The organism is Cystobacter fuscus (assembly GCF_044360685.1).
GTDB classification, from domain to species: Bacteria; Myxococcota; Myxococcia; order Myxococcales; family Myxococcaceae; genus Cystobacter; species Cystobacter fuscus_C.
Map to the genome: position 1 here is coordinate 3,365,448 of NZ_CP043491.1, position 18,455 is coordinate 3,383,902.

The 18,455-nt window shown below is 68.8% G+C and carries 16 protein-coding genes and 1 pseudogene; 2 read left to right on the forward strand and 15 right to left on the reverse strand.

Features of this window, described 5'->3' with window-relative positions:
- Positions 1 to 78: 78 nt before the first annotated feature.
- From F0U63_RS13870 to F0U63_RS13935, 14 genes and pseudogenes are all read right to left on the reverse strand, one after another.
- Entirely contained in the window at positions 79 to 852 is a 774-nt protein-coding gene (locus F0U63_RS13870) for a TylF/MycF/NovP-related O-methyltransferase (protein ID WP_395846375.1), read from the reverse strand.
- Between the two features lie 74 nt (positions 853 to 926).
- Positions 927 to 4,022 (reverse strand): efflux RND transporter permease subunit, encoded by a 3,096-nt coding sequence (locus tag F0U63_RS13875; protein WP_395846376.1) that lies wholly within the window; start codon positions 4,020 to 4,022, stop codon positions 927 to 929.
- 15 nt (positions 4,023 to 4,037) lie between these two features.
- Entirely contained in the window at positions 4,038 to 5,249 is a 1,212-nt protein-coding gene (locus F0U63_RS13880; RefSeq protein WP_395846377.1) for an efflux RND transporter periplasmic adaptor subunit, read from the reverse strand.
- Positions 5,246 to 6,475, reverse strand: coding sequence for a TolC family protein (locus F0U63_RS13885; RefSeq protein ID WP_395846378.1), 1,230 nt, complete (start codon positions 6,473 to 6,475; stop codon positions 5,246 to 5,248). Before F0U63_RS13885 ends, F0U63_RS13880 begins: the two co-directional genes overlap by 4 nt.
- A gap of 179 nt (positions 6,476 to 6,654) precedes the next feature.
- Positions 6,655 to 6,981 carry a hypothetical protein gene (locus F0U63_RS13890; protein ID WP_395846379.1) on the reverse strand — a complete coding sequence of 109 codons (327 nt, stop codon included), beginning with the start codon at positions 6,979 to 6,981 and terminating at the stop codon, positions 6,655 to 6,657.
- A 118-nt stretch (positions 6,982 to 7,099) separates the two neighbouring features.
- The gene (locus F0U63_RS13895; RefSeq protein ID WP_395846380.1) at positions 7,100 to 7,732 is read right to left on the reverse strand and encodes a hypothetical protein; all 633 of its coding nucleotides are present in this window, start codon (positions 7,730 to 7,732) and stop codon (positions 7,100 to 7,102) included.
- Positions 7,729 to 8,580, reverse strand: a complete 852-nt coding sequence (locus F0U63_RS13900; RefSeq protein WP_395846381.1) for a ribonuclease HII — start codon at positions 8,578 to 8,580, stop codon at positions 7,729 to 7,731. The genes F0U63_RS13895 and F0U63_RS13900 overlap by 4 nt, the downstream gene beginning before the upstream one ends.
- 67 nt (positions 8,581 to 8,647) lie before the next feature.
- Positions 8,648 to 9,016 (reverse strand): carboxypeptidase-like regulatory domain-containing protein, encoded by a 369-nt coding sequence (locus F0U63_RS13905; protein ID WP_395846382.1) that lies wholly within the window; start codon positions 9,014 to 9,016, stop codon positions 8,648 to 8,650.
- Positions 9,017 to 9,078: 62 nt separating this feature from the next.
- Positions 9,079 to 10,515 carry a tol-pal system YbgF family protein gene (locus F0U63_RS13910; RefSeq protein WP_395846383.1) on the reverse strand — a complete coding sequence of 479 codons (1,437 nt, stop codon included), beginning with the start codon at positions 10,513 to 10,515 and terminating at the stop codon, positions 9,079 to 9,081.
- Positions 10,516 to 10,556: 41 nt separating this feature from the next.
- The gene (locus F0U63_RS13915; protein WP_395846384.1) at positions 10,557 to 12,815 is read right to left on the reverse strand and encodes a hypothetical protein; all 2,259 of its coding nucleotides are present in this window, start codon (positions 12,813 to 12,815) and stop codon (positions 10,557 to 10,559) included.
- Positions 12,812 to 13,525: a DUF3142 domain-containing protein gene (locus tag F0U63_RS13920; RefSeq protein WP_395846385.1), complete on the reverse strand. Its 714-nt coding sequence runs from the start codon at positions 13,523 to 13,525 to the stop codon at positions 12,812 to 12,814. The genes F0U63_RS13915 and F0U63_RS13920 overlap by 4 nt, the downstream gene beginning before the upstream one ends.
- 161 nt (positions 13,526 to 13,686) lie before the next feature.
- Complete coding sequence (locus F0U63_RS13925) at positions 13,687 to 13,917, reverse strand: Uma2 family endonuclease (protein WP_395846386.1); 231 nt, start codon at positions 13,915 to 13,917, stop codon at positions 13,687 to 13,689.
- Positions 13,918 to 13,920: 3 nt separating this feature from the next.
- The gene (locus tag F0U63_RS13930) at positions 13,921 to 14,244 is read right to left on the reverse strand and encodes a Uma2 family endonuclease (RefSeq protein WP_395846387.1); all 324 of its coding nucleotides are present in this window, start codon (positions 14,242 to 14,244) and stop codon (positions 13,921 to 13,923) included.
- A gap of 124 nt (positions 14,245 to 14,368) precedes the next feature.
- A pseudogene (locus tag F0U63_RS13935) lies at positions 14,369 to 14,569 on the reverse strand (M61 family peptidase); the annotation flags it as partial.
- 314 nt (positions 14,570 to 14,883) lie between these two features.
- Here F0U63_RS13935 and F0U63_RS13940 point away from each other — a divergent pair.
- The gene (locus tag F0U63_RS13940) at positions 14,884 to 15,810 is read left to right on the forward strand and encodes a HipA domain-containing protein (RefSeq protein WP_395846388.1); all 927 of its coding nucleotides are present in this window, start codon (positions 14,884 to 14,886) and stop codon (positions 15,808 to 15,810) included.
- The gene (locus tag F0U63_RS13945; protein ID WP_395846389.1) at positions 15,803 to 16,618 is read left to right on the forward strand and encodes an HIRAN domain-containing protein; all 816 of its coding nucleotides are present in this window, start codon (positions 15,803 to 15,805) and stop codon (positions 16,616 to 16,618) included. Before F0U63_RS13940 ends, F0U63_RS13945 begins: the two co-directional genes overlap by 8 nt.
- Before the next feature lie 38 nt (positions 16,619 to 16,656).
- Here F0U63_RS13945 and F0U63_RS13950 read toward each other — a convergent pair whose 3' ends face one another.
- Positions 16,657 to 18,423, reverse strand: coding sequence for a M61 family metallopeptidase (locus F0U63_RS13950; RefSeq protein WP_395846390.1), 1,767 nt, complete (start codon positions 18,421 to 18,423; stop codon positions 16,657 to 16,659).
- Between the last annotated feature and the right edge of the window lie 32 nt (positions 18,424 to 18,455).

An 18,455-nucleotide genomic window follows, 5' to 3' on the forward strand; every position in this document is an offset into this window, starting at 1 on the left:
CCCCACAAGCCCGTGGAATTTTGCTCGGGACGACATGCTCCCCTGGGACGAAAGTCGAGTTTGACGCTTCCCGGGGCGTCACACCTTGATGGCGAGTCTCCCAGCCGAGTCGATGCGCTGCAGAAGGGGCTTGCGCGCGAGCGAGGCTAGGTATTCATCCACCGCCTTGCGCGCGCCCTGCCAGTACCCATAGTCGTCGATGATCAACACCCCTCCGGGCACGAGACGTGGGTAGAGGTGCTCCAGCTCATGCCGGGTCGATTCGTACCAGTCGGTGTCGAGCCGCAAGAGCGCGATCCGCTCCGGCATCCGCGCGGGAATCGTCTCCTCGACCTTCCCGCGGACGAAGTGGACTGCTTCCAGGGAGTAACCCGTGCTGGCCACGTTCGCCCGGACGTCCGCCTCATCGGCGATGCACCACACGTTGAAGTCACGCTCCCGCTCGGGGGCCCCGAGGAAGTCCGCCGCGGATGTGCCCCGCCACGAGACGTCGGCGTCGGACGGCGGTGGCATCCCCTCGAAGGTGTCGTAGAGCCAGAGTTCCCGGCGGACCCCGAGCGCGAGCAGCGTCCGGGCGACGACCATCATGCTTCCCCCTCGCCACACCCCACACTCGACGATGCTCCCGGGCAGCTCGTTCTCCACGACATAGCGAACGGCCTTCTCCAGGGAGACAATCCGCTCGGGGCTGGTCATGGTGAAGGGCCTGACCGCCTCGCAGAGCGCGTGCTCGTGCGCGTCGAGGTCGGGAGGCGGTAGGACGTGCTCGACCGCGCGGCGCGTCCAGACGGCCGCGCGACGAGGCAGGAGGCGGGATGCGAGTTCCTTCGCACTCGGGAGTCGGAGCTTCATCTCGTCAAGCTATCCCATCGTGCGGGGGCTTGCCCGCCTTCGCGGGCCGCGAGGGGGTCCCGCGATGATGTCGATCAATCGCTGGCGGAAGGCTCCGTGTCGAACCATGGATAGACGGTGGGCAGCACCAGGAGCGTGAGCAGCGTGGCGCTGAGCAGTCCGCCAATGACGACCGTGGCCAGTGGCTTCTGCAACTCGGCGCCCGCTCCGGTCGCGAACGCCATGGGCAGAAAGCCCAGCGAGGCCACCAGTGCCGTGGTGAGTACCGGCCGCAGCCGCACCTGGGCCGCTTCCTGGAGCGCCTTGAGCGGCGGCAGGCCCTCCTCGCGCAACCGGCGGATGGCCGCCACGAGGACGAGCCCGTTGAGCACCGCCACGCCGAACAGCGCGATGAAGCCCACCGCCGCGGAGATGGACAGCGGCATGCCACGCACCCCCAGCGCCAGCAGTCCGCCCGTGACGGCGAAGGGGATGTTGAGCGAGATGAGCAGCGCTGGGCGCACCGCGTTGAACGTCGTGTACAGCAGCGTGAAGACGAGCAGCAGGGTGAGCGGCACCACGAGCACGAGCCGGCTCGTCGCGGACTCCAGGTTCTTGAATTGTCCTCCCCACTCCAGCCAGTAGCCGGGAGGCAGCTTCACCTCGCGGCCCACCACCTCCTGCGCCTCGTTCATGAAGCCTCCCAGATCCCTCCCTCGCACGTTGGCCTCGATGGCGATCCGCCGCTGCATGTTCTCCCGGCTCACCTGCGCGGGGCCTTCCTCCACCACCACCTGCGCCAACTGAGACAGGGGAATGAGTTGCCCGGAGGCACCCGCCACCGGGAGGCTCTCCAGTTGCTCCACGTGCTGACGGGCCGAGGCGGCGAAGCGCACCTGCAAGGCATACCGCCGCTGCCCCTCCAGCACCGTGCCCACTTCCTTGCCCCCGAGTGTCTCGATGGTGTCGAGCACCTGGCGGACGTTGATGCCGTGACGCGCCAGCGCCTGCCGGTCGATCCGCACCCGCGCCACCGGCAGGCCCGCCACCTGCTCGGCCTTCACGTCGGCGGCCCCCGGCACCCGGGACAGCGCCTGCGCGAGCCGGTTTCCCGTCCGCTCCAGCTCCTCCATGTCCTCGCCGTACAGCTTGAGCACCACGTCCGAGCGGGCCCCGGACAGCAGCTCGCTCACGCGCAGCTCGATGGGCTGTGAATAGGAGAAGACATTGCCGGGCACCTCCCTGCCCAGTGCCCGCTGCATCGCGGCGATGAGGCCCTCGCGCGTGTCCGCCGTCGTCCACTCCTCGTGGGGCTTGAGCATCACGTAGATGTCGCTGATCTCCACCCCCATCGGGTCCGTGGCGATCTCCGCTCGCCCCGTGCGCGAGATGACCGTGGTGACCTCGGGGAAGCGCTTGAGCACCGTCTCGATGAGGCCCGTCTGCCGCTCGGACTCCTCCAGCGAGACCGAGGGCACGCGCCACGCCTGGAGCGCCAGCGCGCCCTCGTCCAGCCGCGGAATGAACTCCGTGCCCAGCAGCGGCACCAGCGCGAGGCTCAACGCCAGCACGCCCGCGGCGATCGCCACCACCTTCTGGCGCCGCGCGAGGCACCACGCCAGGGCCGGCTCGTACACGCGCCGCGCCGCGCGCACGATCGCGCTCTCCCGCTCCTCCATGTCGCGTTGCAGGAAGACGGAGGCGAGCGCGGGCACCAGCGTGAGCGACAGCACGAAGGCCCCCGCCAGGGCGCACAGCACGGTGATGGCCATGGGCCGGAACATCTTCCCCTCCACCCCGCTCAGCGTGAGGATGGGCAGGTACACCACGCCGATGATCACCTCGCCGAAGGCCGCCGCGCCGCGGATCTCCACCGTCGAGCGGTGCACCACCTCGTCCCGCTCCTCGCGGGTGAGGGGCCGGCCCAGCTCCTGGTGGCGCCGCGCCAGGTGCCGCACGGCGTTCTCGGTGATGATGAGCGCTCCATCCACGATGAGCCCGAAGTCGATGGCCCCCAGGCTCATCAGGTTGCCCGAGATGCCGAGCTGGCGCATGCCGATGAACGCACACAGCATGCACAGCGGAATGGCGCTCGCCACGAGCAGGCCCGCGCGCAGGTTCCTCAACATGAGCAGCAGCACCACGATGACGAGCAGCCCTCCCTCCAGGAGGTTGCGCGCCACCGTGTGGAGCGTCTTGCGCACCAGATCCGTGCGGTCATAGAAGGTGTCGATCTCGATGCCCGGGGGCAGGGTGGGGCGGATGGCCTCCACCGCCTGTTTCACGCGGTCCACCACCTCGCGCGAGTTCTCCCCCAGCCGCATCATCACGATGCCGGTGACGGCCTCTCCCCGCCCGTCCCGGGTGACGGCTCCCTGCCGCACCTGGGGAGCGAAGCGCACCTCGGCCACGTCCCGCACGAGCACCGGCGTCCCCTGGGGAGACGTGGTGAGCACGATGTCCCCGATGTCCGCGAGCGACTCGATGAGCCCCTCGCCGCGGATGAGCACCTGCTCGGGCCCCCGCGCGATGGAGGCGCCTCCCGCGTTGGCGTTGTTCTCCTCGAGCGCCTGGAAGACGCGCTGCAAGGACAAGCCATACGCCACGAGCTTCGCCGGCTCGACCTGCACCTCGTACGTCTTGAGTTCTCCGCCGAAGGCATTGACCTCGACGACGCCCGGCACCGAGCGCAGCCGGGGGGAGATCTGCCACTCCAGGATGGAGCGCAGCTCCATGGAGCCAACCCCCTCGCCCCTCACCTCGAACTGGTAGATCTCCCCCAGTCCCGAGGAGAGCGGCCCCAGCTCCGGCGTGCCGTAGCCGAGGGGGATGTTCTCGCGCGCGGACACGAGCCGCTCCTGGACGAGCTGGCGCGCGAAGTAGATGTCCACGCCGTCCTGGAAGACGACGGTGACGACGGACAGGCCGAAGCGCGAGAGCGAGCGGACCTCCAGCGTGTCGGGCAGGCCACCCATGGCGGCCTCGACGGGCAGGGTGATGAACGTCTCCACCTCCACCGGCCCCAGGCCCGGCGACGAGGTGAGGATCTGCACCTGCACGTTGGTCACATCCGGCACGGCGTCGATGGGAAGCCGGCGCAGCGCGTCCAGTCCGAAGCCGATGAGCAGCACCGCCAGCAGGAAGACGAGGAAGCGGTTGCGCAGGGAAAAGGCGATGAGCGAGTCGAACATGGTGCACTCGCCTCCCTAGTGGGAATGGCCCTCGCCCATGCTCTCGCGCGAGAGCTCGGACTTGAGGATGAAGGCGCCCTGGGTGACGACGGACGTGCCCGGTTCGATCCCGGAGACGAGCTCCACCTCCGTTCCAGAGCCAAAGCCCGTGCGCACCTCCACCGGCTTGAAGGCCCCAGGCCCCTCCGGGACGAAGACGACCTGCCGGGTCCCCAGCTTCTGCACCGCCTCGCGCGGCACGACGAGCCGCGGAGGCGCGGCGGGATCTCCTGGATCCGTGGCGATCTCCGCCTGGGCGAACATGCCGGGCTTGAGCGCTCCGTCCTGGTTGTCCACCCCCACGCGCACCGGCACCGTGCGCGTCTTCTCGTGGATGATGTCCCCCACGTACTCCACCCGTCCCTGGAAGCGCCGGCCCGGCAGCGCCGCGACCGTGATGTCCACGCGCTGCCCCGTCTTCACCTCCGATACGCGCACCTCGGTCACGTCCAGCAGCACCCACAACGTGGAGAGATCCCCCACGGTGAAGAGCGTCGTGGTGGCCTCCACCGCCTGGCCCACGGTGCCGGTGATCTCCACCACCGTGCCGTCCAGCGGGCTGAGGGCCGCCAGGCGCGTGCTGTAGTGCTCGTTGCCGCGCAGGGCGGCGATCTCCTCGTCGGACAGGCCCAGCGCATGCAGCCGTCCATCCACCGCGTTGCGCTCGGCCTGCGCCGTCACGAACGTGCTCTCCGCCTCGCGCATCTCCCGCTCACTGGTGATGCCCTTGTCGAGCAGCTCCTTCTCGCGGCGGTAGTTGTCCTCGGCCACCCGGGCCTTCGTCGCCGCCGACAGGTAGTCCGCCCGCGCCCGCCCCAGCTCCGGGCTCTCCAGGTAGGCCAGCACCTGTCCCTTCTTCACCCGCTGCCCCAGGTTCACCTCGATGCTCGACAGCCGCCCCGGCACCCGCGCGGCCACCTGTGCCACGCCCCGCTGCGTGAAGGACACCCGCGCCGGCGCGGTGAGCCCCACCGACAACTGCTTGCTCTGGACCTCCCGCGTTTGGATCCGCGCCGAGCGCATCGCCTCGGGCGTGAGCCGCACCCTCTGCTCGCCGTGCTCCTCCCCGGCGGAGTGCTCCTCTCCGGCGTGCGCCGCGCCCTCCTCGGGCGGGTGGCCTCCCGAGGGTTTCGAGCAGCCCGCCCCGAGCCACACCAGGAGCACGCCCAGAAGTGTGCGCGCCTTCATGGCTGGCTCCCGAGCGCGCTCTGGAGCTGGGCCTCGGCGATGTGCAGCTCCGCGAGCGCATCGATGGAGCCGCGCCGGGCGTCGAGCGCGTCCCGGCGGATGACGAGCAGTTGGAAGAAGTCCACCTTGCCCGCCCGGTACGCCTCGTTGACGAGCGCGAGGTTCTGCTGGAGCGCCTCCAGCACGTCCGCGCCATACACGGCCATCGCGGCGCGCGCGTTCTGGTAGCGCTCCAGGGCCAGGGCCACCTCCGAGCGCACCATCCGCTCCGTGGCCTCGAGTGTGGCCTGGGCCTGGTGCTGTCGCGCGGCGCCGAGGCCCCGGGCTGCCTGGTTGCGGTTGAAGAGCGGCAGCTCGATGCCCAGCGTCCCTTGGACGATGTGGGCGTCTTCCTCGCGCGAGTAGCTGGCGCCCAGGCGCGGCACGGGCAGCGCCTCGCGCGAGGCGAGCGTCACCTCGGCACGCGCCGCGCCCAGCTCGGCGCGTGCGGTCTTCACCTCGGCCCGTTGCGCCAGCGCCCGCTCCAGCAGTGCCTCGAGCGGGGGGAGCTCGGCGTCATCGGGCTTCCAGTCTTCCGACAGGCGAGGGGTCTCGGTGGGCTCCAGCCCCAGCAGCAGGCGCAGCTCCGCGAGTGCCAGGCTCCGGCGCCGCACCGAGAGCACGCGCTCGTGCGCGGCCCGGCCCATCTCCACCCGCGCGGTATTCACCTCGATGCGCGAGGCGGCTCCCGCCGTCAGCCGCTCCTCGGCGGCCCTCAGCGCTTGTTCCGCGAGCAGCCGTCCCTCGTCATCCAGGCGCAGCTCCTGCTCGGCCGCCAGCAGCCGGGCGAAGGCGCCGCGCACCTCGGCGGCCACGGTGACGCGGAGCGCCTGGAGCCGTGCCTCGCTCGCGGCGAGCTGGGCCGTCGCCGCATCCTGACGGGCGCCCCGCTGGCCGAGCAGCTCGAGCCGCTGGCTCACGCCCAGGGAGACATCGACGCTCGGTTCGGCGCTCTCCCTGGCTCGTCTCCACCGGGGCCCCACGGCGCCCTGCAGTTGGGGATTTTCCTGGGCGAGCAGCGAGGCGCCTTCCAGGCGGGCCCGGGCACTGGCCGCCTCGGCCCGGGCGGAGATGAGGCGGGGACCGCGTTCGAGGGCGATCGCCACCGACTCCTCCACGGTCAACGGGTGGGGCACGGCAGCGGACTGGAGGAACAGACAAAACGTCAGGGACAGAGGGGAGAGCACGGTGGCACCAGCGAGGCCAGGAGAGGGAAACCCAACGGCGGGAAACCCCCACGGGAAGACGGGTGCGCTCGGACCACGGGGGTCCGGCACCTCTTCCCGGGGAGGACGGTTCCTCCGGGGCATCGGTTCGCCTCGACGTGCGCTTCAGCTCAACGGACGAGTGACTCGAAGCCCGGGACTCACGCGCGGATGGGGGGCCTCAAGAGCCGCACACCGGGCCGCTCGGCCACGGCCTCGTGCACGAAGGGCGTGCGTGGCGATTCCCGGACGTCGAGCAACATGAGGCCGAACATCGCCGTGGGCAGCAGGGACTGGCTCGCACAGCACCGGCAGTGGTGCTCGGTGGGGCCGCAGCCGTGCTCGTCGCCCGACTGCGGGTCCGCCTGGATCGGCTCCAGGTGCGCCACATGGCCGGACGCCGCGTAGTCGGCGACCAGCTCCAGCGCCTCGCCAAAGGCGGGCACCAGGCCGTTGATCAGCGCGAGCACGAGGAGCAGACGCAGCACACCCCTGGACGTAGCGCATGTGACGCTCCGTCGCAATCGCTTCGCCGTCCTTCCGTGCTCGATTGTGTCCGGCCCATCAGTGGAGGGCCGGACACCCGGGGTGCACGCGCTGTCGTGTTCAGCGCTGCTTCAGGTGGGTGATGCCCGCGTCGAGCAGCGCGGCCACGCCCCGCCGCACGACGTGCACCACCTTGTGCCGATGGGGCGTGCCCGGCTGGGTGTAGTGGGTGCTCACCTTGTGGTGCAGCTCCGTGGCGCCCCAGATGAGCACCAGGTCCGCCCATTCCAGGTCGCCCTGGGCCTGGGTGCCCGTGCGCCGCTCGGTGCCATCCACCACGCGCAGCTCCAGCCGGCCGCCGAGCTTGTCCTTCAGCTCCTCGCGCACCGCGGGCGAGCCGCCCACCACCACCACCCGGCGCACCGCGTGCTGGAGACACGTCTGGAGGAAGGCCACCTCGGCCCGGTGGTTGTTCGAGCCGCCACAGTGCTCGCAGTGGCTTCGGGGCTCCACCGGCAGGGGCTCACGGCCGCTGGCCCGTGCCGCCTGCTGGCACTCCGCGGCGGTGCACACGCGGTAGAAGCGCTCGAGGAGGAGCTGCTCGGCCCGGGGCAGCTTGGGTTCACTCAGGCGCGTCTTGCCTGGGCGGGTGAGGCCCGCCTCCTCCAGAATCGCCCGGGCCCGGCTCCGGGACGTCGCCGAGGTGATGCCCCGCTCGGCGAACCAACCGTCGATGTCTCGGTCCGCGCTCATATGGGATCTGGTCCTGGGAAGAGTTCGCCTTGAGGAGAAGGAGGCACGGGCAGGCCGAGGGCCTCCCGCACGGGCGCGAAGCTGCGGCGGTGGATGGGCAGCACGCCCCGCTCGTGGATGGCCTGGACGTGCGAGGCCGTGGGATAGCCCTTGTGCTCGGCGAGCCCATAGCCCGGGTAGAGCGTGTCCAGCTCCCGCATCGTCCGGTCGCGTGTCGTCTTCGCCAGCACCGACGCCGCCGCGATGCTCAGCGACAGGGCATCGCCCTTGATGATGCCGCGCTGGGGCAGGGTGCACTCGGGGATGGTGAAGGCGTCCAGCAGGACGAACGTGGGCTGGATGCCCAGGCCCTGGAGCGCACGGTGCATCGCGAGCAGGCTCGCCCGGCGGATGTTGAGCCGATCGATCTCCTCGGGCTCCGCCTGGCCCACGGCCCACGCCACCGCGCCCTGCTTGATGGCCTCCGCCAGCTCATCCCGGCGGGACTCGTCGGCGATCTTCTTCGAGTCGTCCAGCCCCTCGAGCTTCCAGCCCCGCGGGAGGATGGCCGCCGCGGCGACCACGGGTCCGGCGAGCGGGCCCCGGCCGGCCTCGTCCACGCCCGCCACGTGCAGATGGCCCTGCTCCCACAGCTCCGTCTCGAAGCGCAGCAGGTGGCGCAGGCGCTGGCCTTCCGAGCGGTTCTTCCCCTGCTGCTGACGCAGACGGCGGGCGAGCGCGCGGGCGCCCTGCCGGGTGTCCGCCTCCAGGGCCTCCAGCAGTCCTTGGGGAATGGAACGGGACTGGGTGACGAACCGCTCGGTCAACTCCGCCACGGAACAACACAGGAGATCTTGCACGCTCGACATGACTCCGAACCTATCGAGTCACGCCGTCCGGAACAAATGCCGTTGGAGGGACCGGCCCCCCGAGGGCTCAGGGGCGCACGTGCAACTGGACCGAGCTGGGCTCGGGGTAGCAGTGGCACTCATCACACGTCCACGTCACCTCGGCCGAGTCGCTGGGCCGGGTGCCTGCGAGGGCCGTCAGCCGCACCCGGCCCGGGCCGATGTCCTCGTTCACCGCCGTGGTCACGCCCCGCTCACTCGTGGTGCTGGTGACGGAGTGGCCCGTGTCCGCGTGGGTGGCCGTGACGACGGCACCGCTCACCGTGGCTCCCTGGGTGTCCACTACCTCCACGCGCAGCGTGACGAGCTCCTCGGTACAGGGGTCTCTCTCGGGGTTGGGTACCCGCAGTCCCCCGTCGCAGGCGGAGAGGTGCGCGAGGCCCAGAACCATCCACATGGCACGTGCTCGGTGCATGGACAGGGAGTGCGCACGCACGGGGCCGGGCGCAAGCGGACCTGTCAGGAGGTGGGCGGAAGTCGGACCCGGGCGAAGCGCGAGGCGTCCGTGTCCGGGTAGCGCTCGACAATGTAGCGGTAGACCTCCTGGGCCCGCCCCGGCTCCTGCATGCGCTCGCCGAGCACGCGCGCCAGGAGCACCAGGGCGCGGGGGGCGAGTGGATCCTCCGGGGCGGAGTCCGCGGCGGCCTCCAGCGCCCGTACCGCGAGGGCATGCTCCTGTTGGCTCGCCGCCGCCTGTCCGACGAAGAGGTGCACCGCGGGGGGGAGGGCGGCGCGGGGCAGGAAGTGCAGCTCGGCGTAGAGCGCGAGGGCGCGGGGGATGTCGCGGGTGCTGACGGCCTGGGTCAGCTCCTGGATGCGCAGCTCGGGCGGCGGGGCACTCCGCGCCTCGGGCAGGTTCAGGCCCTCCACGCGCAGGGTGGTGCTCGGGGCCGCGCCGGGCAGCACGGGGGTGAGGTACTCGGAGGGCGCCCCGTACCCGAGGGCATCTCCCCGGGTGTAGAGCAGCAGCCCGAGCACGTGCGCCATCAACAGGGGCACGGGCAGCTCGATGAGCTCGGCGAGCCAGCGCGTCAGCAGCCCCAGGTCCAGGGCGCGCACGCTCGCGCCGAGGGTGTACGTCACCAGCCCCGCGAGCCCCAGGACGAACAGGACGCCCAGCGTGGTGGTGTAGTCGCGCCCGAGGCGCAGCATGGCGCGCACGCCGCGCACGGGGTTGAGCATCTCCAGGAAGGGGGCGCCGATGGCTCCCTGGATGAGGCCCATCGGCAGGTAGACGAGGCCGGCCAGTCCCAGCACCCACACGATGGGGTCCTTTCGCAGTGGCTCCCAGGGCAGGGCGTGGAAGGTGCCCGTCGCGTAGAACATGGGATCGTCGAACAGGCGCACGATGTACGCGTGCGCGTCCCAGCCGCTGAAGTAGACGAGGTAGACGCCGAAGGGGAGCCACACGGCGCTGGTGGCGAAGAGGCCGCGCAGCGAGGGCAGGAGCCAGTCGGAGATGAGATCGTTGTACTCGGGCAGGGGGAGGTCGGTCTCGCCCCGGGCGCTCGCCCGGAGGATGGCGAAGAAGCAGCCCCAGAAGACGCCGTACAGCAGGACCGCCGGGGCCAGCCGCGCGAGGATGAACGACGCCCGGGTGAGGAAGGTGAGGAGCGTGAGGAGCGTCCCGATGGCCAGGAGCATGGCCAGGGAGTGAGGATTGAGCAGGTAGCGCACCGCGGTGCGCATCCGCTCCTCGAGCGGCTGTTGCCGCGAGCGGTGGACGACCAGTGTCTCGGCCCGCTCTCCGCAGACGCGGCAGGCGATCAGGTCCACGGTGGAGATGCGCCGGGCCTCGACACACTCCGGGCAGAGGAAGGAGGCACACCCCACGCAGCGCCAACCGGCGGTGGCGGTGGGGTGGCGGTTGCAGCGGGCGGGCGGCAGGGGTGGCATGAGCGGGCTCCCGGGCGGAATCCTATGCCAACCCCAAGCGATCAATACACGTAGGGGGCGCGTTTGGCCTGGTCCGACTTCGCGTAGCGCTGGTGCAGCAGGCGGAAGGCGGCCGTGGCCTCCTTCGTATTCTGACCCCCACAACCCCGCTTGCTCGCGCGGACCACCCGGTAGAGCGCCACGGGCGAGCGCGGATCCTCCGGATGCGCCTGGGCCCACTCCACCGCCACCCGGCCGAACCAGGACACCGAGTTGCCGGCCTCCACCAGCTGCTTCCTCTCGGCGAGCGCGGCCTGGCGCTCCTCCTCGGGGACGAAGGCGAGCGGAGAGGAGCCCTCCTTCGGCATGGGCGGCGCGCACCACCAGTTGCGCGCTCGGGACTCGTCCACCGTCAGGTTGAGCTTCGGGTCCGCCGACCAGTAGCGATCGGCGCCTGGCTCGAGGAAGGGCGAGAGCAGGGGCAGTCCCATCACGAGCACCTGGGCGTCGAAGCGCCGGTCCTCGGGCGTGGGCCGGCCCACGATGCGCAGCAGCTCCTCCCGAGCGGTGGGCTCCGTCTCCGCCAGTGCCCGGGCGGCCGCCTGCAACGTTTCGTCGTCGCCCACCACCGTGGCCTTGGTGAACGCCGCCCACCCCACCTGCCGCCGCAAGCCCGGGGGCAGCGCGTCGCCTCGTGCCAGCTCCAGCATGCGCCGCGCGGTGAGCACCGGACCCAGCACGGAGCGGGCGTCGGTGTCGAAGTAGATCGGCCGCTTGCTGGGGGGCACGGGGATGGCGTCGCTGTACCCGATGTCATAGCCGGTCTCGCCCGCCACCCGCCGGGTCAGGTTGCGGAAGGCTTCGTCCCAGCTCGTCGCGAGCAGCAGCCGCTCCCGCCGCAGGAGGTTGTCCGTGGACACCTGCTCCGCCGTCATCTCCGGCGTCACCCGGGCCAGCCGCTGGCGTGCCTCGTCCGCGCGGCCCAGCTCCCGCAGCAGGTGCCCGGAGTAGTAGGCCACCGTCACGCCCACGGGCTCGCTGGCGGGGACCTTGCCCGCGTCCTCCAAGAGCTCCGCCAGTCCGGGAGAGTCGGGCCGGGCCTTCATCAACGCCGTGACGAGCCAGGGCAGGCGCGACGTCTTCTTCCATCGCGCGAGCGCGGTTTCATAGTCCTTGTCCGGGCTCTTCTCCGGGAGGGTGTACTCGTAGGGCGCCCAGGTCGTCCGCAGCCACACCTCCAGGTCGGCGGCATCGCCCTTGAGTCCCGGGCAGGTCCTCTCGGGAGAGAAGAGATGGGTGAAGTCGATCAACTCCGCCTCGAGCGCCGTGCCCGTGCCTTTCTCCAGGATGAGAGAGTACAGCTCGCACCGCCGCTGCTCGGGAGCGAGCCGATAGCGGATGAAGCCGAGCAGCCGGCGCGCGGGCGCGTGGGCCTCGCGCTGTTTGGGATTGGCCAGCACCGTGCCGAGCAGTTTCTCCGCCTCGCGGAACGGCTTCTGGAAGGAGGGCTCCTGCATGGCCTGGGTGCTGCCCTCTCCGTCCTTCCTCGCGAGCATGGCCTGGCGCACGAGGGCTCGGGCGGCGAGGTAGAGGCCCATGTTCCGGTAGGGAGAGTCCGGCGACGCGGCGATGGCCTGGAAGGCCTGGGCAGCGGCGGGGAAGTCTCCACAGTAGAACAGGCGCGCGGCCTCCTGGTACGCGCGCTCGGCGGCCCGGCGGGAGCGCTCCGCCGGCGTCAGTCCCTCGTCCAGGCCTTCCTCCCTGTCCGGCAGGGGGGCGCAGGCGCCGAAGACGACGTCCTGGGCGCGGAGCCACTCGCGCAGCAGGGCCGGGCGCTTCTTCCAGAGCCGCGCGAGCGTCCGGGCCGTCTCCGCGGCGTGCTTCAGGGCATCCTCGTTGATGCGCACGTACGAGGCATAGTCCCGGCTGTCCGCCTCCAGGACCTCGGGCGTCGAGGGCGTCTCCTGGGGCAGCTCCGCGCGGGCCTGGCGCCACGCCCGGAGCGTCGGGCTCTCTGGGTCGTTGACCTCCCTCAAGCTCCCCGAGTCCCCCTGCTCACGGGACCAGCCCTCCAGCAGGGCCTGTTGTTCCCGAGGGGTGGTGGGCACCCCGAGCATCGTCCGGTAGGCGTAGGCCAGGTACATGGCACGGTACGTCGGTTGGAGGATGCCGAGGTGTCCCTCCGCATAGGTGGAGAAGGGCCGGTCGGGGTGGGTGGAGTGGACGAAGAAGGGTTCTCTGTAATCGGGGCCACAGGCGTCCGCGCGTCCGGGCAGGGTGAGGAGAGCCACTCCGAGCAGGAGGGGGAGGAAGGTCTTCATGGGTTCAGTTTCGAGTGGGCCTCCGTGAACGCGGTGGCGGTCCACGGACGCGGGTTGAAGAGGTAGACGGTGGAGGCGCTCGCGGGAGGCGCCCGCCATTCGTCGAGCGCGAGCCCCACGCTGCGAGCGCAGGGAGGCGCAAAGCCGCGCTGGGCGCGCTCGTAATGCCGGACGTCGTCGGGGCCCATGCGGAAGAGTTGGGGCACCACCTCGTCCACAGGCGCGCGGGCGAGCCAGCTGCCGGAGCCGCACCAGGAGGCGAGGGCGGTGATGGACAGCGGCAGTCCCGGGGGCATCCGGCCGCGCAGCTCCCCGAGCAGGGTGAGGTAGGCCTCGGTCTCGGACTCGCGTGCGTCGAAGTCGATTTGCAGGGCGGCTGCCTTCACCCCCTGGGCAATGGTGACGAGCCGCTCGACGAGCCGTTGACGAAGCTCCGGTGCCACATGGGCGAGTGAGCCGCCCTGGCGCATCTCGATGCGCACCGTGGCCCGGGGGCGCAGGCCCGGGGGCAGGTAGAGCGGCTGGCGGCGGGGGCGGACGGAGAACGCTTCTTCCGTGAGGTCCACCGTCGCCGCGAGGAAGGAGACCTCGGCCTGTGAGGGATTCAGGAAGCGGAGATTCTCCGGACGCTCCCAGGCCCACAGGATGACGCGCGGGCCTTCAGCGGAGGCCACCGGCGAGGCGAGCGCGCCGAGCAGACCCGCGAGCACCGGCCATTGCCCCCACCGTGGTGGCCTGTCCTCATTCCGTGTCCGCCGTGTCATGCCAGCCTTGCCATCCGTGTCCCCGCGACCACGGTCTCGGGGAGGGAAGGGGGTGCTCACCGTGGCGGCACCACGGATAGCAAGTTCTAGACCGGGCGACGCCTGGGTTACCGCTCCCAGAGCGTGGCGAGCTTCAACGGGAGCACCGAGAAGGGCTCGGCGTGCGCGGTGGCGCCTCCGCTCCAGAGGCCTCGTGGGCTCCAGCGCCGATGCTCCATCCGGTAGACCTCCAGGGTGCGTTGGAGGGGATCCAGCAGCCACAGATGGCTCACACCCTCGCGGCCATAGGCCTTCATCTTCTTCTCTCGATCCAGCACCGCCGTGGAGGGAGAGAGCACCTCTCAGACCCAGTCGGGAGCCAGGGTGAAGGCCTCCGTGTGGGGTATCTCCGGCATGCGCTCTCGGCGCCAACCGGCGAGGTCCGGAACCAGGGCGTCGCTCCCCAGGTGCAGCTCGGGCTTGCTCAGGATGACCCAGCCTCCGGGGCCCTTCTCTCCCAGATCGAAGGGCCTTCCCAGCAGCATTCCGAGCCGGGAGGCCGCTCTTGCTTGGAGCGGGGCTGGGCGGGGACTCTCGTACAACTCGCCATCGACGAGTTCCCCCACACTGTTGGGAGGGACGGCCTCCAGGTCCGCGAAGGTGGCCTTGCGCTTCGACCCGTTCATGACGGCCACCCATGGCCGTTGCTTAGGTCATGACCCATGAAGTCATCATAAGGATGACCTCATGAGTCAGCAAGAAGAACCAAACATCTCAAGTCACCCACTGGGGACTCGGGAACGTGGCCTGCTACCCCGGCTCCTCCCACAGCGTGCCGAGCCACGCCTGGTAGGCGGCCTTCTGCGCGTCCGTGGGCTTGTCCATGCGCGCGAGCCACACAGCATCTGCGGGCTTCTGGCCGAGCACCACGGGCACCTCCACCAGCTTGTCCCGGCGGCTACCATCGCCCGCGTACAGCCTCTCCTCCCAGGCGGGCGAGCCCTCCATCACGACGAGCCGGGAGGGCTCTGACCTTGAACGTCACTTCAGTTATGTTTGTGTAACCGCCTGAAAATATTGGATGTTTTCCCTGCGTCCCGAAGAAGGACCGGCTAAGGTTGTTCTGTCTCTCCGATGACGGAGCCCCTCTTTGATGGGGAGACAGAGGCCCGTGGTAGGTTGCCGCCTGATGAACCCGACCTGTACAAAATCGTCCCTCACTCCGTGGCTCCGCACGTCGGCTAGAGCCGTCAGGATGTGGACAGAAGGGGACCGAGGTGTCCGGGTTCCGGTTCACTGGCCGTTTCGAGCCTGCGGGATGAGCCATGAGTAGTGAAGACGAATTTCCAATCAGGGAGATTAGCGTTCCTTTTGAGGAGCGTTATGACGAACAGTTAGGCTCAAAATCAAAATTCTGGTTCAGTCTCGACGCGAAGACATGGCTGTTCAAGCGTGGACGAGAGAATGAGGACTGGTCGGAAAAAGTGGCCGCAGTGCTTGCAGGTCATCTCGGCCTTCCTCACGCCGAGGTCGAGCTTGCAAGTTGTGACGGACAACCCGGCGTCATCTCACGTTCCTTCTTGCAGCGGGGAGACCGTTTGGTTCATGGCAACGAGCTCCTGTTCGAACTCGATACAAGTTACCCGATGGCGGGCCGTTTTCATATCTCTCAACATACCATCGAGGCTGTCGCATCTGCTTTTGAGCGGTTTCATGTTGATGTTTGGAGTGAACGCCCGGACGGTTTGCCCCAATCCTTCGATGGGATGGATCTCTTTCTTGGGTATCTGCTTTTCGATGCTTGGATCGGAAACAGCGATCGGCACCATGAGAATTGGGCTGTCGTTCAACGTGGTGAGCAGCGACTGCTTTCGCCCACCTACGACCATGGTAGTTCCATGGGGCGGAACGAGCCAGAGGAAAGGGCAAAGTTGCGTCTTGAGGGCAAAGATCCTCGGGTTACTGTTGGTATTTATGCTGCAAAATGTACTTCCGCTCTCTTCAATCCGTTGAGTCCCAAGCGACCTATGAAAACGGTGGATGCCTTTTTTCATGCGGCAATGCAGCGGCCTGCCGCGCGAGACTACTGGTTGTCTCGATTGGGTACAACTGATGGCGCCTTCATTTACAGAACACTCCATCAGGTGCCGGCCAGTTTGATCTCGGCGACTCATCGAAATTTTGCATACCAAGTCATTATGTCTAATCGCGCTCGCCTGTTGGATGCTTGGTCGAGGAATGGCAATGATTGATCAGACTCCCGTCATCTATCTTGCGTGGCAGGACTCATTGCACTCAAGGCGCTGGTTCGTCGTTGGACGTCTGCGTCGTCTGCCCGACGGCCTGTACGAATTTATCTATACGAGAGGGTACGAAGAGGCCCGGCGAAGCGCCAGCATGCAGCCGATTCTGGGCTTCATGGAACCAGAACGGCGCTATCTTTCCGATAGATTATTCCCGCTGTTTCAAAATCGGCTGATGTCGTCAAATCGTGAGGAGTACGCTGCTTACATTGAGCGGCTGGGCCTGAGGCGGGACTCTGAGTCGCCTCCAGAACCACTTCAGATCCTCGCCCGAAGCGGTGGGCGCCGAGCCACCGATTCCTTCGAAGTATTTCCTGCTCCGTTGAGGCATCAGTCGGAGGCCGGCGACCAGAATTATCTTATTAAATTTTTCGTACATGGTGTTCGGTATGTTCCGTTTGAGTCGCAGGTACGAGTCAGTAAATGCCAATTGGACGAACGCTTGCTCCTGCTTTCGGATTGGCAGAATGAGTTTGATTCAAATTCATTGATGCTCCGTACGGAGTTTGATAACTATTTGTTGGGTTGGGTACCTCGTTATTATTGTGCCGATATTTCCAGTCTGAGGGACCGGAAGCTGCCCGTCAATGTCAGGGTGGAAAGAGTCAACCCGGTATCGTCGCCGACTCAGCAGCGTTTGCTTTGTCAGTTGACTGCTCCCTGGCCAGAGGATTTTCGTGCCCTTTCCTCTCCAGAATACGAGCCTCTTGCTGATACAGATTATGAGACAAGTGTTTCTGGACCAGCATCGATGTGAAAGACGCTCTTGTCCCTCTTGACTTGTGTTTGAGGTGACTACCCCGGCTCCTCCCACAGCGTGCCGAGCCACGCCTGGTAGGCGGCCTTCTGCGCGTCCGTGGGCTTGTCCATACGCGCGAGCCACACGGCATCCGCGGGCTTCTGGCCGAGCACCACGGGCACCTCCACCAGCTTGTCCCGGCGGAACACCGTGACGCGCACCGTGTCCCCGGGGGACTTGTCCTCGCAGCGCGTGAGCAGCGCCCCGGTGTCCACGCGCCAGCCGTCGAGCGCCACCAGCTCGTCGTCCACGTACAGCCCTGCCTCCTGCGCGGGCGAGCCCTCCAGCACCGCGGAGAAGGTGGCGCCTCCCTTGGGCACCACCCCCAGCCACCCCTTGGGCCGGCCCTCTCCCTTGGTGCGCGGCGGCGGGCTGCCACCCCGGTCATTCGTGGACTCGCGCGGGCGCAGCCGCACCTCCAGGCCCACGTGGGCGAAGGGCGACAGGTCCAGCTCCTCGGTGCTGCGCAGCGCCCGGTCGAAGAAGGCCGACAGGTCCTGCCCCGCCACCTCCGCGGCCGCCGCCTCCACGCCCTCCTCCGGCACGCCGGAGCCGTCTCCGTAGCGCTTCCACAACAGCCGCATCAGGTCATCCAGGCCCCGCGCGTTGCCGGTGAGGCGGCGCAGCTCCAGATCCAACAACACCGCCACCACCTCGCCCTTGAGGTAATAGGAGATGGCGCTGTTGGGGGAGTGCTCGTCCGGACGGTAGTGCTTCACCCAGCACACGAGCGAGGACTCGGCCAGCGTCTGCACCTTGCGGCCCGGCGTGGCCTGGAGCGCCGAGAGCGTCTCGCCCAGGCGTGTGAGGTAGCGGCTCGCGCTCATCAGCCCCGCGCGCAGCACGAAGAGGTTGTCGTAGTACGAGGTGACACCCTCGAAGGCCCACAGGAGCGAGGTGTAGTTCTCCTGCGAGTAGTCGAAGGGCACGAGCGCCCGGGGCTTCACCCGCTTGACGTTCCACAGGTGGAAGTACTCGTGCGCCGCGAGCGTGAGGAAGTCCTCCCAGCCCCGCGCGCTCTGCAGGCCCACGCGCGGAAAGAGCAGCGCCGTGGACGCGCCGTGCTCCAGGCCCCCGCGTCCCTTGTCCGTGAGGTAGACGAGGAACAGGTAGCGCCGGTGGGGCAGCCCGCCGAACAGCCGCGCCTGGGCCTCGCACACGCGCTGGAGATCCGTGCACAGGCGCGAGGCATCCGGCACCGAGTCCCCCCACACCACCACCTCGTGCGGCACGCCCGCGGCGGTGAAGGTGAGCGGCGTGTGGGGCCCCACCTCGAAGGGGCTGTCCACCAGCTCGTCGTAGTCGCTCGCGACGAACGCCTCGCCCCGGCGCTCCAGCGCGGTGAAGGTCCGCCAGCCCTCGGGGGCCTCCACGGTGACGTGGTGCTCCAGGTGGCGCGTGGCCTCGGTGTAGAGAAAGAGCGTGGCGCCGTTGAAGTAGCCGTGGCTGCCGTCCAGGTGGCTGGTGCGCACCGACAGCTCGTGCGCGTAGACGCGATAACGCAGCGTCACCGCCCGGCCCCCTGATTCCACACGCCAGGTGCGCTTGTCCACGCGCCGCACCGCGAGGGGCTCGCCTCCGGGGCCCGTGGCGCTCACGTCCTGGAGCTGGCGCGCGAACTCTCGCACCAGGTAGCTGCCGGGCGTCCACACCGGCAGCACCGCGGAAAGCGGCTCCGGCGCCGCGGGGAAGGTGGCCTCCACCTCGATGAGGTGCGCGTGCGGGCGGAGCATCGAGACGCGATAGTGGACCGCTTCCGGCATTGCCTTCCCTCCAGGGACTGCGCCCGGAAGAG

Coding starts and splice junctions, on each gene's coding strand:
- F0U63_RS13870 (WP_395846375.1), bottom strand. CDS start 852: ATGAAGCTCCGACTCCCGAGTGCGAAGGAACTCGCATCCCGCCTCCTG.
- F0U63_RS13875 (WP_395846376.1), bottom strand. CDS start 4,022: ATGTTCGACTCGCTCATCGCCTTTTCCCTGCGCAACCGCTTCCTCGTC.
- F0U63_RS13880 (WP_395846377.1), bottom strand. CDS start 5,249: ATGAAGGCGCGCACACTTCTGGGCGTGCTCCTGGTGTGGCTCGGGGCG.
- F0U63_RS13895 (WP_395846380.1), bottom strand. CDS start 7,732: ATGAGCGCGGACCGAGACATCGACGGTTGGTTCGCCGAGCGGGGCATC.
- F0U63_RS13900 (WP_395846381.1), bottom strand. CDS start 8,580: ATGTCGAGCGTGCAAGATCTCCTGTGTTGTTCCGTGGCGGAGTTGACC.
- F0U63_RS13905 (WP_395846382.1), bottom strand. CDS start 9,016: ATGTGGATGGTTCTGGGCCTCGCGCACCTCTCCGCCTGCGACGGGGGA.
- F0U63_RS13910 (WP_395846383.1), bottom strand. CDS start 10,515: ATGCCACCCCTGCCGCCCGCCCGCTGCAACCGCCACCCCACCGCCACC.
- F0U63_RS13915 (WP_395846384.1), bottom strand. CDS start 12,815: ATGAAGACCTTCCTCCCCCTCCTGCTCGGAGTGGCTCTCCTCACCCTG.
- F0U63_RS13930 (WP_395846387.1), bottom strand. CDS start 14,244: ATGAACGGGTCGAAGCGCAAGGCCACCTTCGCGGACCTGGAGGCCGTC.
- F0U63_RS13940 (WP_395846388.1), top strand. CDS start 14,884: ATGAGTAGTGAAGACGAATTTCCAATCAGGGAGATTAGCGTTCCTTTT.
- F0U63_RS13945 (WP_395846389.1), top strand. CDS start 15,803: ATGATTGATCAGACTCCCGTCATCTATCTTGCGTGGCAGGACTCATTG.
- F0U63_RS13950 (WP_395846390.1), bottom strand. CDS start 18,423: ATGCCGGAAGCGGTCCACTATCGCGTCTCGATGCTCCGCCCGCACGCG.